Source organism: Pandoraea sp. PE-S2T-3 (assembly GCF_002179965.1).
In the GTDB taxonomy this organism is placed as follows: domain Bacteria; phylum Pseudomonadota; class Gammaproteobacteria; order Burkholderiales; family Burkholderiaceae; genus Pandoraea.
On record NZ_NGUQ01000006.1, the window covers coordinates 10,687 to 28,712 of the forward strand.

At 61.1% G+C, this 18,026-nt stretch carries 6 protein-coding genes; 3 read left to right on the forward strand and 3 right to left on the reverse strand.

The window, feature by feature from the left end:
• Positions 1 to 2: 2 nt before the first annotated feature.
• Positions 3 to 11,093: a two-partner secretion domain-containing protein gene (locus CDV46_RS27315; protein ID WP_087721631.1), complete on the forward strand. Its 11,091-nt coding sequence runs from the start codon at positions 3 to 5 to the stop codon at positions 11,091 to 11,093.
• Between the two features lie 911 nt (positions 11,094 to 12,004).
• Positions 12,005 to 12,316, forward strand: a complete 312-nt coding sequence (locus CDV46_RS01705) for a DUF5076 domain-containing protein (protein WP_087721633.1) — start codon at positions 12,005 to 12,007, stop codon at positions 12,314 to 12,316.
• Positions 12,317 to 12,407: 91 nt separating this feature from the next.
• On the opposite strand, the gene CDV46_RS01710 is transcribed toward CDV46_RS01705, so the two are convergent.
• Together CDV46_RS01710 and CDV46_RS01715 are read right to left on the reverse strand one after the other, a co-directional pair.
• Positions 12,408 to 13,787 carry an MFS transporter gene (locus CDV46_RS01710; RefSeq protein ID WP_087721634.1) on the reverse strand — a complete coding sequence of 460 codons (1,380 nt, stop codon included), beginning with the start codon at positions 13,785 to 13,787 and terminating at the stop codon, positions 12,408 to 12,410.
• Positions 13,784 to 15,181 (reverse strand): M20 family metallopeptidase, encoded by a 1,398-nt coding sequence (locus tag CDV46_RS01715; RefSeq protein WP_087686738.1) that lies wholly within the window; start codon positions 15,179 to 15,181, stop codon positions 13,784 to 13,786. Before CDV46_RS01715 ends, CDV46_RS01710 begins: the two co-directional genes overlap by 4 nt.
• A gap of 242 nt (positions 15,182 to 15,423) precedes the next feature.
• Between CDV46_RS01715 and CDV46_RS01720 the strand changes: the two genes are divergently transcribed.
• The gene (locus CDV46_RS01720) at positions 15,424 to 16,350 is read left to right on the forward strand and encodes a LysR family transcriptional regulator (protein ID WP_058377885.1); all 927 of its coding nucleotides are present in this window, start codon (positions 15,424 to 15,426) and stop codon (positions 16,348 to 16,350) included.
• Between the two features lie 61 nt (positions 16,351 to 16,411).
• On the opposite strand, the gene mdtD is transcribed toward CDV46_RS01720, so the two are convergent.
• Positions 16,412 to 17,872, reverse strand: coding sequence for a multidrug transporter subunit MdtD (gene mdtD, locus CDV46_RS01725; protein ID WP_249277397.1), 1,461 nt, complete (start codon positions 17,870 to 17,872; stop codon positions 16,412 to 16,414).
• Positions 17,873 to 18,026: the final 154 nt, after the last annotated feature.

The following is an 18,026-nucleotide window of genomic DNA, read 5'->3' on the forward strand; positions in this document are numbered from 1 at the left end:
CCATGAATCAACGCTGCTTCCGTCTTGTCTTCAGTCACGTCCGGCGCCAATGGATTGCCGTCGGTGAACATGTCCGCCGTGGCCGTACGCCCGGGGCATCGCGTAGCGCGCGTCGCCGGGGTGCTTGTGGCCGAGAGGGTGCCTCCGCCATCGTCACCGCCACCGTCACTGCCGGGTATCGCCAACGCACCGTTGCGACGCTACTTGCGTTCACTGTTCTGGGATTCAGCGCGCAAACCCACGCACAAATCGTTGCCGCGCCGGGACCCCACGCGCCCGGCGTCAGCGTCACGCCCAACGGCTTGCCGCTGGTAAACATCACGGCCCCGACGGCGGGCGGTGTCTCGCATAACCAGTACCAGCAGTTCGACGTGCCGACACAAGGCGCCATTCTCAACAACGCCCGCTCGATCGTGCAGACGCAAACGGGGGGATGGGTGCCGGGCAACCCCAATCTGACCGGCGATCCGGCGCGAATCATTCTGAATCAGGTGACGAGTGCACTGCCGTCGAATCTGGCGGGGTATCTCGAGGTCGCCGGCAGCCGCGCCGAAGTCATCGTCAGCAACCCGAATGGCATCACCTGTAACGGGTGCGGCTTCATCAACACGTCGCGCGGGGTACTGACAACCGGCATCCCCGTGTTTGGTGGCAGCGGGTCGTTGGAAGCGTTTCGTGTCACCGAGGGTGCGATTCGTGTGACCGGCAACGGTCTGAATGCGGGCAACCTCACGCATGCTGCGTTGCTTGCACGGGCCATCGAAGTCAATGCGGCGATTCACGCACCGACGTTGGACGTCGTGACCGGCCGCAACGAGATCGACGCGACGACGTTTGACGTGCGCTCGACCGAGGCCACCGCGAGTGACGCCCCCGCCTTTGCGCTGGACGTCTCCCGTTTAGGCGGCATGTACGCCGGCAAGATCCGGCTCATCGGCACCGAAGCGGGTGTCGGCGTGAACATCGATGGCGACATCTCGGCAAACGGCGGCACGCTGACGCTGACCAGCGCTGGCGAGCTACGCATCGACGGCAAAGTCCATGCGGGCGAGGTGCTCGATGCCACTGCCGCCGACACCATCCGTATTGGTGGCGACGTGCTCGCGAATGATGCGCTGAATGTACGCACGACGCGCGACCTGATCAGCACAGGACAGCTTCGCGGCGGGCGGGACGTGAAACTCCTTATTGGTGGAACGTGGCAGCACGACGGCATCGCGTCTGCCGCACGCCACTGGCAGGTCGACGCAGGCGACGTGGTATCGAGCGGCACGATTGCCGCTGGAGCCAATCCAGACGGGACGCCCGGCCCAACGTCGGACATCACGCTCTCCGTCGCTCGTTCATTGCGCGCCACCGGTACGCACGCCACGACGGGGAATATTCGCTTCACCGCGAACGCCATCGACCTGTCCAGTGCGTCGACGACAACCCCGCAGAATCTCTTTCTCCACGCACTCGGCGGCCCCCTCACCTTGGCCGGCACCACGACCCGCGTCGGCGGCACATCGAATTTAAGCAGCTTCGGCACCATGAATCACGACGGTGCGTCGCTGACAACGCAACACCTGTCGGTTGCGACTGCCGGTTTAAGCAACCATCGCGGCAGCATCTCTCAGTGGGGAACATCCTCCACGAAACTCGCCCTTCTCGGTGCGCTGGATAACCGCAACGGCCAAATTACCGCCAACGGCGACGACCTGTCAGTCACCTCGACGGCGCTGGACAACGCGTCGGGCAAGATCGAGCACGCGGGCGCGGGGGTGCTGCGCCTGTCAACGGGTCGATTCGATAACACCGACGGCACACTCGCCACCAACGGCACGATGCGTGTGAGTGCGGATAGCTGGCGCAACGACCGGGGCACCGTCTCCGCGAAGCACGCGCTGTACTTGCTGACGCACGGGTTGTTGAGCAATCAAGTCGGCCTGATCCAATCGGGTGGCCTCTTCTCGCTCGACGCAGGGGCGCTGCACAACGACGGCGGTCGCTTACTGGCGTTGAGCGATGCGGGGATGCGAATCAACGTATCCCGCGAGTTGCTCAACACGTCGCAGACCGACACCCAAGGCGAGATCGCCGGCAAGGGCGATGTGGTCATGACGGCCGGTAATGCCGTCAATAGCGGGAGATGGGCGTCCGACGGTACGTTCCGGTTCGAGACGGCGGGCAGCCTCTTGAACACCGGCGGTCAGATTCTTGCCCGGCAACATGTCGTGCTTGCCGTGGGCGATGTTCTCGACAATTCCGGCGGCAAGTTGGATACGGATGGCCATCTTGATACGTCAGCCGACACAATCCGCAACGTTCGCGGGCAGATGTCCTCCGCCCGGTTGACGATGAATGCGGCCCGGCTCGACAACGACGCGGGCGAGATTGTGCAATCCGATCCACAGGGCGATGCGCCCGCGCGCCTGAATATCACGGAAACCCTGAGCAACCGCACGGGAGCCATCAAGCTTGCCGCGCGCGACGCACGGATCGAGACGCGGACATTCGACAACACCAACGGCACGGTCGCGCATGCGGGTGACGGCAAGCTGTCGATCCTTGCCACGGCCATTGAGAGCCGCAGCGGTCAGATCGGCACGAACGGTGACCTGAAACTGACCGCAGAATCGCTTTCCAACAATCACGGCCGCATAACGGCATTGCGGACGTTGTCAGCAGATGCCGAGACGTTCATCGAGAACGCATCCGGCGTCTTCGCCGGTGAGTCCGTCTCGCTGACTGCGCAGACGACGCTCGGCAACGCACAAGGCGCGATCGAGTCGGCAGACAACCTGCAAGTCTTCGCCCGGGAACTCGACAACGACGGCGGCGCAATGCGCAACAGCGGCCACGGTCAGACCCGGATCGTCGCGGTGGACGCCATCCGCAATCGAAACGGCGCACAGATCGCGGCAAACGCGGACGTGGCCCTGACCACCGGCACGCTGGACAACACCGGCGGCGCGATTCGCACAGGCAAGTCGCTCGCGCTGGAAGCCGCCGCAGATCTGATCAACGAGGACGGCGAGCTCCGCGCGGCCGAAGCGCTCGATGCCACGATTGGCGGCGCATTCGTCAATCGGTCGGGCCGCACAGTAGCGCAAGACAGCATGCGCCTCATGGTGACGGAAGGGGTCGATAACACCGACGGCCGCATCGAAACTGCCGGGAGCACGGCACAACTGTCGCTTTCGGCAAGCGGTCTTACCAACGACAACGGCGCCATCGTCAACGTAGGAAATCAGGCGCTCGACGTTGCCGTATCCGGACACCTCCTGAACCGTGCGTCTGCCCGTATTGAAGGCACCGACGTGGGCGGCTTCATAGCAGGCAATGGCGCCGTCAACGTGTCGGCGAACCGCATCGAGAACCTCGACGGCGCCCGTCTCGAAGCCGGCCAATCGCTCGCCGTCGCAAGCGGCACTGACTTCGTCAATCGGCAGGGTCATGTGCGCACGAACGGGCGGTTGTCGTTGACGACCAATGACGATCTCGACAACACGGATGGCGAGATCCACGCCGGCGGTGCCATGCAGGTGAATGGCCGCAACGCCGTCAACCGGCAAGGCAGCATCCGGACGAACGACACGCTGTCGCTCACGGCGCGCAGCAATGTAGATAACGCTGACGGTGAGATTTTTTCGACTGGCACAATGCACGTGCGCGCCGGTGGCGACATTCAAAACGTTCGCGGGAGTATCGAAGTTGCGGGCAAGCGCCCCTCCGAAATGGCCAGCGATGAAGCGCTTTCGCATCAAGGTAACGACGCTACAGGCATCTCAAGCGAAAGTGTGCCCACCACGTCCGACGAAGCCATCACCGTGGCAGCCGCCACGCTGGACAACACCGACGGACGCATCGTCAACGCCACGCGAGGTGAACTGACGCTCACCGCCGACGTCGTTCGCAACCACGCCACGCTCCCCGCAACGACGTCCCGGCCGACCGGCTTCATTGCCGGAAACGGTGACGTCTCACTACTGGCGCGGACCTTGGCCAACGGTCCGGGCGCCAACGTCAGCGCTGGCAACGACCTTCGGCTCGGCATGGGCGATCGCGTAGAGAATGCGGGCACGCTGTTCGCCGGTCAGGACTTGCACCTTGCCGGGCAGAACGGCACGAGCACGGCCACGCTCGACAATCTCGGCCAGCTTCAGGCTCGCCGTGACGCGACGCTTCTCGCAGCCGGGATCAATCACACTGGCGGCGAAATCGCCGTCAACCGTGACCTCACGCTGACCGCAACGCACCTCATCGGCACCGGACAGCTTCGCGCGGGCAACAACCTGCACGTCACCCTGCCGGGCGATTTCACTTACAGCCCCGCGCATCTCTGGCGCGCCAACAGCGATCTCAACCTGACGATTGGCGGCCTGCTGACGATCACTGGCGAACTGGAGGCGGTGCAACAACTGACGATCCATGCGGCGCAGCTACGCAACCAAGACGGCGGACGCATCAGGGGGAAGGCCGTCTACGCCAACGCCACCGACCGGATCGACAACGAAACGCGAATCGATGGCGACGAGGTCTGGCTGCGCACGCCGACCTTCGTTAACACCGGCGCCGTCATCGGCGGGCGCATCAGATTCGACGGCACGCACCTGACCAACGCCGGGGCGCAAGCCGTCATGGCGGCGACGCAGCAACTCGATGTCTTCGCGCAAGGTCAGGTGTTGAACGAAAGCGGTGCAACGTTGTACAGCCTCAACGGCTTGCGCATCGGCGCGGCGGACACGCGCGACGCTGACGGATTTCTTGCCCGGCAATCGGCCGGACTGACCAATCGATCGGCCACGATCGAAGCCGGTGGCGACATCGATGTCGCGGTCAAGACGTTCGTGAACGAGCGCGGTCAGGTCACGATCGAGCGCGGCGTCGACGCGGGTACGACTACGGTGGTTCGACACATCTGGATTGCGGGTTACCTCACGTTTCCCGGTGCCTCAGAGTTCGAACAATGCCAGGCGGTGAGCGGTGCCCCGTGTGAAAGATTGCCCACGACGCATTGGAGCCATAGCCTCCAGATCGACGGTGGGCCTGCCATGGTCAATGAGGTCATCTATAAATTGAATGACCACGGGCAACCGAGCTACGACATCAAAGAAGTCAACAAAGTCCCGAACCCGGCCAACATTCCGTTCACTCAATGGCAGTGGGGGCGAGAGGCCAGAGCAGAGCTCTCGGCCGAAAAGTTATACGTGGCCGGCACGCCGATTACCGTCACGCTGCCCAAGGGGCATCTCACGACACTCGATACCGGCAAGAAGACCTTCTCCTTAGTGAATCCGATCATCGAGGTCTACAAGGGGTCTGGGTTCGACGTCAACTTCAGCTCACGCAATATCACCAAGCGTTCGACTCAGCACTTCGAATCCATTCAGGACGACGGAAAAGGCAACTGGATCATCGGCTTCTGGCCGGATTACGACCCAGCCGAGCACCTCCGTCCGACGTATGTCGACGAGGGGCGAAATAGCGTCATCACCGGTGCACCTGACGAGGGCGTACGGATATTCCGTTACGGCCACGGGATTGAGGATGGCCGCGACACGAACGAGTACCGACGGGACATCACCACCCACAGTACCGTCGACCGAATCATTCATGCGTCTGCGCCGGGCACGTTGACTTCGCAAGGGTCGTTCCGGCTAAACGTTGACGGCGGCAGCGCGATCAATCACGCGTCGTCGATCAGCGCTGGCGGAAATATCGGCATTCGTGGCAACGGCGGCCAGATTACGAATCGCAGCCTCGGGCTGGAACGCATCGATCGGACCCGCCAGACGTCGCATCTCTACTGGCACGAGAAGAGCGGCAACAGCGATTTCTGGTTCCCTCAAGTCGAACTGGGAGCGACAGAGCACCGGTCCATCGTCGGCGGTCTTGACGCCTTGATTTCGTCGAACCAATCGACGCGTATCAACGCGCGAGACATCGTGATCGACACGGCATCGACCGATGGTCGTCTCATTGACGCGAGGTGGGTCGACAGCCAAATCGCAACAAATTTCCCGGATGTCGGGCAGCCCCGTATTGTCATCGATGGCAACGATTCATCTCACGCATCGGTTTCCACTACATCACAATCCGCCATCGACGCGCCGCAACATGAGCGCACGTCGACCGGAGTATCGGGCGCAATTCAGACGCTCGACGCTGTCTCAGGTGGCATTCCCGATCTGACGTTGCCGCGCAGCGGCTTGTTCAGCATTGTCACGTCGCCGTCGCAGCCCTATCTCGTGGTCACCGACGCGCGCTTTACCGACTACGGCACGTTTGTCTCCAGCAACTACATGCTGGACCTGCTGAACATCGACCCGGCGGGTATCGAACGACGCATTGGCGACGGGTTCTATGAGGCGAAGCTGGTACGCGAGCAGATTCTTCGTCTCACCGGACGCGCCCGCCTGCGGGGTTACGACAGCAACGACGCCGCGAGTGCAACGGATGCGGATGCCGAGTACCGGGCATTACTGACGCAAGGTGCACGCGCGGGTCGCGACCTGACGTTACGGGTGGGCATTCGCCTCACTGAAGATCAGATGCAGGCATTGACCGACGACATCGTGTGGCTGGTGCGGCAAGACGTAACGCTACCCGACGGGACGACGCAAACGGTACTGGTCCCGACGTTGTATCTCGCCCACGGCAAGCGTGTGAGCCTGCATCCCGGCGGCGCATTGGTGACTGGTCGCGATGTGCTCGTGCAAGCCAGCCAGCAGGTAAGCAACCGCGGACGGATCGTGGGCGATTCGAGTACACAGATTCGCGCCGTCGATATCGAGAACCACGGAGTCATCGGGCGTCGTGGCACGCAAGGAAATGGCAGCACTGCCGGCGTCGATGGTGCGACGGGCGGCAAGGTCGAAGTCATCGCCTCGCGCGACGTCTTGAACATCGGCGGCGATATCACCGGTAAGCAAGTGCACGTGGAGGCTGGCCGCGACGTTGTCGTGACGAGTCGGACGCGCAGCATCGATTGGGAAAGTCGCGGCGGCAGCGGGCGGAGTACCACCCTCGAATCGGGGGGGCGCATTGACGCTCAAGACTCGCTCAATGTGATCGCCGGACGCGACCTGAGCGTTACCGGCGCGCAGATTCAGGCGGGCGGTGACGCCAGTTTGGTTGCCGGCCGTGACGTGTCCGTCGGCGCCATCGAACTGGAGCGGCGCTTTGGTGACGGCAGCCGTAGCGGCGACAACCGCAGCCTTACGAAAATCACCGAGCATGCCGCGTCGGTCATCGGTGTGGGCGGCGACACCGCCATCGCCGCTGGCCGCGATGTGGTGGCCGAGGGTGCGAAAGTGACCACGGGCGGCAATCTCATCATCGCTGCGGGGCGTGACGTTGAAATCACCGCCGTCACCGACAAGCTCGACTTCACTGGCCGCGTGCGTAACGACGACTACGCCGCGAACGCCGACACTCACATGGAAACCGTTCGTGGCGGCGAGATTCGTGCGGGCGGCGACATCGGGATGGGTGCGGGACAAGTTGAAGCCATTCAACGCGTGCTCGACGAGCGCGGCGTACGGGCTTACGTCACCGACGATGAATCGCGTAAGGGCAACGCAACGATCCTTGGTTCATATGTCAGTGCAGGGGACCGCGACGTCAGCGCCGGGCGTGGCAGCCGAACCGGCACTGGAACTGGCGTTGGCGTTGCAGGAGCCACTGAAGACAAGGTCAGTGCCGCTCAGAAGGGAACCGTCCAGATCGTCGCCACGGGCGACGTGACCATCGGCGGCGTCACCACGGAGCAGGACGACGTGCGGTGGTCACGTGACACCAAGCGCGGCCTGCTCTCCACCACGACGGAGGAACGCCTCCGGGAGTTGCACGCTACGCAAACCATCGGCAGCACCGTGTCGGGGGACACGGTCACGATTGCCTCGGGACAGGACGTTGCGATCGCCGGCTCAAACGTCGTCGCCGATGGTGACGTGAACATCTCGGCGAAGCGCGACGTCACGATCACGTCCGCCGAAGACCGTCAGCGATCGGTGAACACGTCCGAAATCACTACGAGCGGCGTATTCGGCAGCGGCACGAGCCTCACTATCGGCCAACGCAGCGAGAAGGACAAGCAGCGTCGCGAGAGCACATCTCAAACGGGGAGCGTAGTTGGCTCTGTCTCGGGCGATATGTCCGTGCGGGCGGGTAACGATTACCGGCAGGAAGGCAGCAAGGTCATTGCAGGCAAAGGCGATATCGATATCGAGGCCCAGCGTGTTGCCATTATCGAGAGCGCCGAGACGGATGCCAGTGTGCGCGAGACGGAAGTGCGTCAAGCGGGCGTGACGATTGCGATCTCCAGCCCGGTATTGGCGGCGGCCGAGACCGTCGGCCAGATGGGCAAGGCCGTGGGCAAGGTCGATGACGGGCGCATGAAAGCGCTGGGTGTGGTGGCAGGCGCACTGGCGGTCAAGAATGCGGCCGATAGCATCAAGAACCTGAGTGACGCAGCCAACGTGAGCATCTCGGTCACCGTCGGCGGATCACTACAGCAGAGTCGCGAGACAACGGAAAGCACCACGTCGGTTGGCTCGACGGTAAGCGCTGGCGGCAATGCATCGGTTAGCGCGACGGGAGATGGAGAGGGCTCATCCCTGATCGTTCGTGGCAGCGACATCACCGCAACGCACGACATCGCGCTCAAGGCAGACGGCGATATCGACATTCAGGCGAGCACCAACACCTTTGAACAGCACCGCAAGAGCAGTGGTGTGTCAGGCGGCATTGGTGTGGGCATTTCGGTCGGCAGCAAAGGAGCGGCGTTTGGCGTAACGGCAAACGCCAGCGCGTCACGCGGCAAAGCTGACGGTCGTGATGTGACTCAGAAGTACAGCCACGTCACGGCCGGCGGCGAAGCGAACGTTGCCTCCGGTGGCGATACCAATATCAGGGGCGGGGTGATTGCTGGTGAGCGTGTCGTGGCGGATGTCGGCGGCGACCTGAATATCGAAAGCTTGCAAGACACGAGCGTCTACCAATCCAAGGACCAATCCATCAGTGCTAGCGGCACAGTCGGTATAGGCGGCGCCTCCGGCAGCATCAACGTCAGCCATCAGCAGATCAACAGCGATTTCGCGAGCGTGGGTGAGCAGGCCGGGATCAAAGCCGGCGACAAGGGCTTTGACGTCACGGTTGGCGGGAACACCGATCTCGTGGGCGCCGTCATTGCGTCGACCGACAAGGCTGCCGAAGCAGGTAGGAATCGTCTGAAAACCGGATCTTTGACCGAGCGCGATATCGAGAACCACGCCGAGTTCGACGCGTTCGGCGTCAGTCTGGGTGGCGGCTTCGCCACGGGCGGCGGAGACAGCGCCAAAGTTGGCACCGATCAGAAAGGCAAAGCCGAGACAGGCGCCAACGCTACTCCGGGCAGCGAGTTACCGAAGACCGGGTCGATCAGCGTGGCGCCTCCGATGGTCGCTGGGGCAAGCGGTAGCGAGAGGAGCGTCACGCGAAGTGGGATCAGTGCGGGCGTGATCGAGATTACCGATGACGCGGCGCAGCGCGAAAAAACGGGTAAGACAGCGGAAGAAGCGGTCGCCTCCGTGAACCGGGACGTGTCCTCCGACAAGGACGGCGCCAACGCCCTCACCAACAAATTCGACAAGGAACAGATCGAGACCGGCTTCGAGATCATGCACGCGGTGCAGCGGGAGTTGGGGTCGTTCTTGAATAACCGGGTTAAGGACTATGCAGCGTTGAAGCAGGCTCGCGAGGCAGAGAAGGATCCGACCAAGTTTGCGGAACTGGACCGAAAACTCGAAGACGCGAAGCGATGGGCACCGGGTGGAACCTACCGCCAAATCGCCACAGTCATATCGGCCGCGGCGAGTGGCAACGTCAGTGCTGGCATGGGTGAATTCGTGCAACGCGCCGCCGTGGGCTACTTGCAGACACTCGGTGTGGAAAAGGTCAAGCAAATCGCCGATGGCCTCAACAGCGAGACTGCGCGCGCAGCGCTGCAAGGCATTGTTGGGTGTGCGGGCGCGGCAGCTTCGGGTGGTAACTGCTCCGCAGGGGCGTTGGGCGCGTCCGCGAGTGTTGTGTTGAACAATTTGCTTGATCACGCTGGCAATACGCCCGAAATCGATCGGTCAGCGGATGAGAAAGAGGCTCGTGAAAATCTGGTGACCAGTATCGTCGCGGGCATTGCCGCCGCCAGCGGCAGTGGAATTGACACCACGTCAACCGCCTCATCCGCACGTATCGAGATTGAGAACAACTACCTCAGTGAAAAAGAAGCACGACAGCTTGATAAGGAAATCTCGGCCTGCAAAGCATCCCAAGGCGACTGCCTTGATGTTGTCGAAAAGTACCTTGCGATCAACAACGAAAGAAGCAAGGAACTTGTCGACGCCTGCACCGGAGGCGGCGTGGCATGTGTGACTTGGGAGGAATTGATTATCGCGAACGCAAATGTTGCACTTGATACCGATGGCATCCAGATAAGATCCAGCAAGAAGTTAAAAGACAAAGATGCCACAGACATAGTTAATTATCTTAACAGCGTTGACATTAAATTCCTCCAAGACAACATCACAAAAACAGATAGATTTATCGACGTTGCCACTGATCCAGTTACGTGGATATCACTCGGACTTGGCGCCAGAGCGATAATTCAAGGGGTAGCCGGAAAGGAACTATTAATAGCAGCAGGAACATCGGGAGCAGTAAATGCCGCCATTCAATATGGCACAACCGGCGACGTAAAACTATCGGATCTAATTGGATCAGCAGTTATAGCATCAATAACCGGCGGAAAAAGTTACAACCCCACAGTTATTTGGAATGCTATAGGCGGTTATTATTCCGCAAAAATAAACGGTGACGATCCGTTTATGGCTGGAATTGTTAGTAGCGTCGGGGCGTCTGGCGGCTATGCAACCGGGAGTATTCTAAAAATTCCTACGGAAAAGATATTCAACCCAATTTCCAAGAGTTATGAATTAATTCCAACGGGAATATTCACGATAACAAAACCAATACCAAGAAGCAATATCCCATCGATAACCGGAAACATCGGAGATTCCGCGTTATCCGGAGCATTTTCAACTTCGATAAACAACACAAAAGATGATAAATAAAGAATCAAAATTAAAATCAATAATTTTATGTTTATATTTAATGATTTCGATGTTTATATTTTTATTCACATTCACGATCATCGGCCATGTTTTAGGTTACTGGATCAAAGGCGGAGACGAAATATTATTATTCATTTACAAAAATATCCATTACTACCTGAAAATGGGAGGCATAGGTCTTTGCACCGGTGCAGTATTTTTCCTTCTGAAAATTCGTTGAATTCTTATCGGATTTTCCGACAGGCGTCGTACAGGAGGTCCACGCGACTGAATACGCGAACACGATTCGCGACGGATGGGTGACGAACCAGAGCGATTGCCAGTACAACCGGGCAGTTGGTCGAGATCGGCAATGTGTGCCACACGCTGACCGCAGGACACTAAACACGTCCTGACAAGGTCACGATCTCCGCCGAAGCAACGCTTCGCTGAGCCGTCGATGAGATGCCCCGGCTGGCTGACCACCGGGCTCAGCCCTCTCCCCCGTCCCCCATCCCCGATCCAGACGTCCAAAATTCGGCGGTCAAATTCCCCTCACGTGTGTCAAAACGCCTCGCGTTGCCTTCGTTCGCGTCGCGCCAGTACGAGAATTCCTCCGCAACTTCCGTCCCACCCCCATCACCACACCCTGTGAATAGTCTGCAAAAACTCTCGCCAAGAGTGATCCAAAATGCAGTCAACTGCCGTCAACAATCCCCCCGCAGCCCTCGCGATACGGGCGCTTGAGGTTCCTTTCGAAGCTTCGTATTCGTCCAAACCGTATCTGGCGTACCGCGAAATTTCGCAAATCGGCGCGGTACGGTTGCCCCAGCCGATCAACGGCGACAGACGGAGGAATCGCAAACGACCGCGTTCTCGCGGCACTTACGAATCCTCCAACTCCGTACCTACATCGAGAAGCGAGGTGAATCATGAATGAATGCCCGATACCGGAAGCCGCACTGCTGGACGACAGCGCCGTCGAAATGCTTCGCGTATGGATCACCGAGGGAGATTTGCACTGCTCCATGAAAGTCGGGCGATACGCCGAGGTCATGGACATCACGGAAGAGTCCGTCTGGGGAACGATTCTCGCCGACGTCGCCCGCACGCTGTCGAAAGCCCTGCACGTCGGATACGCCTGCGATCCGGCCGAGACACTCGCGAAAATCGGTGACGCCTTTTTTGAAGGATTGTTCGCGCCACTCACCGAGGGCAGCGGCGGCTTTGTCCAACATCACTGACCGAGGCCCGGCAGGCGATTGAACCTCAACCGCCCGCCAGTCACCCCTAACCCTGCGCAAGAGCACAGAATTTTCCCCACAACCCTACCGCCTACCGCGCGCCCATCTTCACTCGCGCAATCAGCAACGTCGTCAAACTGATGACGGCGCCGACCATCAGATACAGCCCCGGTGCAAGCTTGTTGCCCGTTGAGGCAATCAGCCACGCGACGGCAAGCGGTGTAAAACCGCCGAAGATCGTCGTACCGAGGTTGTAACCCACCGCCATCCCAGTCGCCCGCGTCCGCGTCGGAAACAACGACGACATCAACGCCGGAATCGGGGCGAAATACACCGCCTTCAACGTTCCCACCCACAACATCACCAACATCATCGTCGCGAGTGACGCGTGCGCATTCATGAACGCAAACGCCGGGTACACCGTGCACAAGAACAACGCCCCAGCCACTGCCATGATGCGAATACGCCCGACGCGATCCGACCAATGTCCGACGAACGGCGTCAACGTCATGATCACGAAGCCCGTCACCAGTGTCGCGATAAAGCCCTGCTGCGGCGGAAGCCCCAACTGCTTGGTCGCATACGTCGGCATGTACAAGATCATGTAGTTCGCCGTCGTCGTCAGAATCAACGCACCAATGCACACCAACAACCGCGCCTTCTGCGTCGCCAGCACTTCCCGAATCGGTGACGGTCCTGCGTCCTTGTCATCCGCCGCCTTCCGGCTCGCTTCGCGCGCGGCCAACGCTTCCTTCTGAAACGCTGGTGTCTCGTCCACATACTTGCGGATATACAAGCCGATCGGCCCGACAAGCATCCCGAAGATGAACGGAATACGCCATCCCCACGACTCGAGTTGTGGCTGCGTGAGCGCCCCCGTCAGCACCGCGCCGAAGGCAGACGCCAACAACGTGCTCGCGCCCTGACTCGCAAACTGCCAGCTCGACATAAAGCCCGGACGGTTCGGCACGTGCTCGACGAGAAATGCCGTCGAACTGCCAAACTCGCCCCCCGCCGAAAAGCCCTGCATCAAGCGCGACAGAAAAATGCCGATGGGCGCCCACACGCCGATCACCGCATACGTCGGCATGAACGCGATGATCCCCGTGCCGACGGTCATCATTGCGATCGACAACATCAGCGACGCCCGCCGGCCGTGACGATCGGCATACGCGCCCAGCACAAACGCGCCCAACGGCCGCGCCAGATACGACAGCGCAAACGTGCCCAACGCCATCAACAACGACACCGTCTCGTCGTGTGCCGGAAAGAACAGCTTCGAAATCGTCACGGCGAAGTAACCGTAGACGATCAAGTCATACCATTCGAGCGCATTGCCAATCGACGTGGCAACGATCAACTTGTAGACGGGCACGTGGGCGGTCGTCCGCGCATCGGCAGAAGCTTCCGCGCCGACATCCGGAAGACTTCCCGTGTGCCCCGCCCCGGAGGCGGTTGCAGATGTGTTCATCGCGGTTTTCCCTCTTTCAGATCGACGTCGCCCAGATCCCAGAACAAACCCGCCATGATTTGCAACGCTTCACGTGCCACCGAACCGAGCAAGTGCTCGTCGGGCGCATGCTGCGAGCAGGCCGGGTACGAGTGCGGCACCCACAGCGTTGGCAGACCCAACACGTCGGCAAAAACATCGTTCGGAAGCGTGCCGCCGAGGTTGGGCAGCAGCACCGGCGGCTTGCCGGTGGTCTCGCGCATCGACGCCAGTGCCCACAACACCCATGGGTCCTCCGGATCAAGGCGCGTCGCCATCACGCCGCGCTCGACTTCCACATCGACCATCGTGAAACCATGCGCGTCTAAATGCTGGCGCACGATCTCGCCCAGTCGCTCCCAGTCAGTGCCGACCACGAAGCGGATCTGCATGTGGGCATAGGCGTACGGGGGAATCGCGTTGACCGGCTTTTCCGGGTTGCCCGTCTTGAACGCCAGCACTTCGATGTTGTTCCAGCCGATGACGCGCTCAGTTGGCGTCAAACCCGGCTCGCCGTAGTCGGCATCGACTTCGGGATCGTTCGGACCGCCACCAACTTCGAGACCGGCAAGCGCGCGGCGTACCGACGCAGGCAGTTCCGGCGGACGGAGCCCTTCGACCAGAATCTTGCCGTTGCCATCGACCATCGACGCAATCGCGTTGGCCAGCACCACGCCCGGGTTGCGCAACAAGCCGCCCCAGTTGCCCGAGTGGTGCCCGCCTTCGCGCAGATTCAGACTCAGCTTGAAATTGACGAGACCGCGCGAGCCCAGAAAGACCGTGGGGTGCGTGGCGGCCAAGCGCGGACCGTCGGAGGCGATCAGGACATCGGCACGCAACTCTTCGCGCAGTTGTTCGCAGACGGCGTGGAGCCCGGGCGAACCCATTTCCTCGCCCATCTCCACAATCATCTTCACGTTGTAGCCAAGCTTGCCGCCGCGCGCGGCAAGCACTTCGGCGAGCGCCGCCAGGTTGATCGTGTGCTGCCCTTTGTTGTCTGCGGTGCCGCGTCCGTACCAGCGGTCGCCCTCGACGACGATCTCCCATGGCTTCAGGCCGGTGCGCCATTGCGCGTCGTAGCCACGCACGACGTCGCCGTGACCATAGGTCAGTACGGTGGGCAGGTCATCGCCCTCGCGGCGTTCGGCAATCAGGAACGGACCGCCGCCCGGCGCCGGGTTCGGCACGATACGCGAGGTGAAACCCAGCGCAGCGAGCGCGGGGGTCATTTCATCTGCGAGATAAGCGTGGAGAATCTCGCCGCTGTCGGCTTCCTGACTCTCTGTCTTGAACGCCACGCGGCGGTTGAGGGTATCGAGAAATGCGCCCGAATCGTATTGGGCGGTGGCTTGGGCAATTGCGGCATTACGGGTCACTGCATGTCTCCAGAGGGCTTATGGGGACGGCGGCCGGGGCTCGCACAAGCGCTGCGACGCGTGTCGGTAGCACGCTCTGGCACAACCGTTCAGGCCATTCTAGAAGTCGGTTTTTTTGACAACAATGATAATATTTCGAACGTTTCTTTGCCGTTTCGGCAAAGCAGAAAGCGAGCATTCCGCGCGTGTCAGCGCCTTTGCCTATCGTTGTTTCCGCCCTTGACCATGGCCTCGTCTCGCCCATGCAAACTCATGCCCTGCGTTACTTTCTCGAAGTGGCCCGCACCGGGTCGCTCAGCCGCGCGTCGGAGCGTCTGCACGTTGCGGTATCGGCACTGAGCCGACAGATTGCCAAGCTGGAGGAGGATCTGGGCACGCCGCTGTTCGAGCGACGCCCTCGCGGCATGGTGCTTAGCGAAGCGGGAGAAATGCTGGCCGATCATGCCCGGCGCGTTTTGCTCGATGCCGAGCGGGTGACATCGGAAATTCGGGGGCTGACGGAAGTCGGTCGCGCGACGATTCGCGTAGCAAGCGCGGAAGGCGTGGCGCGTGATTTCCTGCCGCAGGTTTTCGCGCGCTTTCGCGAGGCTTACCCGGGGGCGCACTTCCTGCTCGATGTCGTCTCACCGTTTGTGGCAACCGAACGCGTGCGCGATGGCGAGGCCGACATTGCGGTTTGTTTCAGCGTGGCCCCGGAAAAGGGCGTGCAGGTCGTTCACACGCAACCTGCGCCGATCTACGCGTTGATGGCGCGCGCGCATCCGTTGGCCAAGCGTCGCGACGTGGCGCTGGCTGACCTGCTGCCCTACCCGCTCGCGTTGTCGAATGCCGGCGTGACCATCCGGCAGATGTTCGATCTGTGTTGCACGCTCGAAGGGCTGTTGTTCGAACCCGTGTTTGTCAGCAACTACCACGCGGCGCTGCACAGCTTTGTGCGCTCAGGCAACGCCGTCACCCTCACCGGCTTGCTGACCGTACGCAGTCGCCTCGCGCCGGAAGGTCTGGTCGCCATTCCGATCCGCAACCCGGCATTGCATCAGCGCTCGCTGCAAGTGCAGACGATGGCCGGCCGTACACTGCCCGCGCCCGTCGAAGCGTTCCTCGGGTTGTTGATCGACGCCATCCGCGCGCCTGAGATTCTTGACCGGCCGCTCGCTGCTCGCGACTGACGCGTTTCACGCTGTCGGTGTCGTCAGGGCCTTCGTACCGCTTGGTGACGGTCAGCGTCGCCTAGTTGGCGGGCGGTGGCGGCGTAGTGGCTGCGGCGGCGGCCTGTGCGGGCGTCACGTGTTCGTCGTTTGCGAGTTGTTCCCGATCGGTCAATTGCGCGAAGATCCATGCCGAACAGCAGGTGATGAACCCGACGCAAGCAAACGTTGCGCGGAACGCTGGCAACGCACCAACGCCCGCGCTCTCGCCAAACGCCCCGGTGAACGTCACCAGCAATGCGCCACCAACCGTCAGACCGAAGCTCATCGCCAACATCTGCACCAGCGAGAACAGGCTATTGCCACCGCTGGCATCGTCCGGATTCAAGTCCTTGAGCGTCAGCGTATTCATCGCGGTGAACTGAATCGAATTCACACCGCCGAGAATCCCCAACTGCACGATGAGTAGCGGCACCGGGTAGTGAGGCGTCACCAGCGCGAAACTCGCCATCACCACGCCCGCGAGGATCGTGTTCCAGACCAGCACCGAGCGGTAACCGTACCGCGTCACCAAGTGCGTCGCGAGGCTCTTGGCAAAGATGCCGGTGATCGTGATCGGCAACATCAGCAACCCCGCCTCGAATGCGGAATAGCCAAGACTGACCTGAAGCAGCAGCGGTACGAGGTAAGGCACCGCCGCAATGCCGATACGCGCAAACAAGTTGCCCAGCAGGCCAACGCTGAACGTGTGCACGCGGAACATTGCCAGCGAGAACAGCGGCTGCGGGGTGCGGTTGGCATAGAGCCCATAGGCGACGAAACCGGCAAACCCCACGACCAGCAACACGAGCATCAGCGCATGCGCGCCGGCCATGTCCGCGTGACGATCGAGCGCCAGCGACGTGGCAATCATCCCAACAGAAAGCAGCAAATAGCCCTTGATGTCGAACCGGGTCTGATGTGGTGCCCTCGCATTGACGAGAAAGAAGTGCGCGGCAACGCAGCCGAGCACACCCACCGGGACATTGATGAGGAAGACCCAATGCCACGAGGCGACCTTGACCAGCCAGCCGCCAAGGGTCGGGCCGATCAACGGCCCGATCATGCCCGGCACGGCAACGAAGGCGAGCGCTTGCAGGTACTGTTCGCGCGGAAATGCGCGAAGCACCGCCAAACGCCCCACGGGCAATAACATCGCGCCGCCAAACCCCTGCACCACGCGCCAGAGGACGAGCGCGTCGAGCGTAGTCGAATAGGCGCACATCGCCGAACCGATGGAGAAAATCGTCAGTGCGCTCGTGAAGACGATACGTGTGCCGAGCCGGTCGGCCAACCACCCCGAGAGCGGAATCGTTACAGCCATCGTCAGCGCGTAAGCAATGACGACTGCCTGCATGTGCAGCGGCGACTGACCGAGATCGCGTGCCATGGCAGGCAAGGCCGTGTTGACGATCGTCGAGTCCAGCGTCTGCATGAAGAAGCCGACAGACACGACGAGAAGCATCGCCTTTTGTCGCCAGACAGTGAGGGTGGGTTCGGTCATAGCGCTGCGTCATCGACGGAAATCACGGATCCGCGTATGTTCGCATACCCTCCATGAATGCAATCGCAATCTCGTCGATATCAACAAACCAAATGCCTTTTGCGATCGTCAGCGGCAAGGCGAGCCACGCATGTTGTGATCGCTTTTCCAAAGC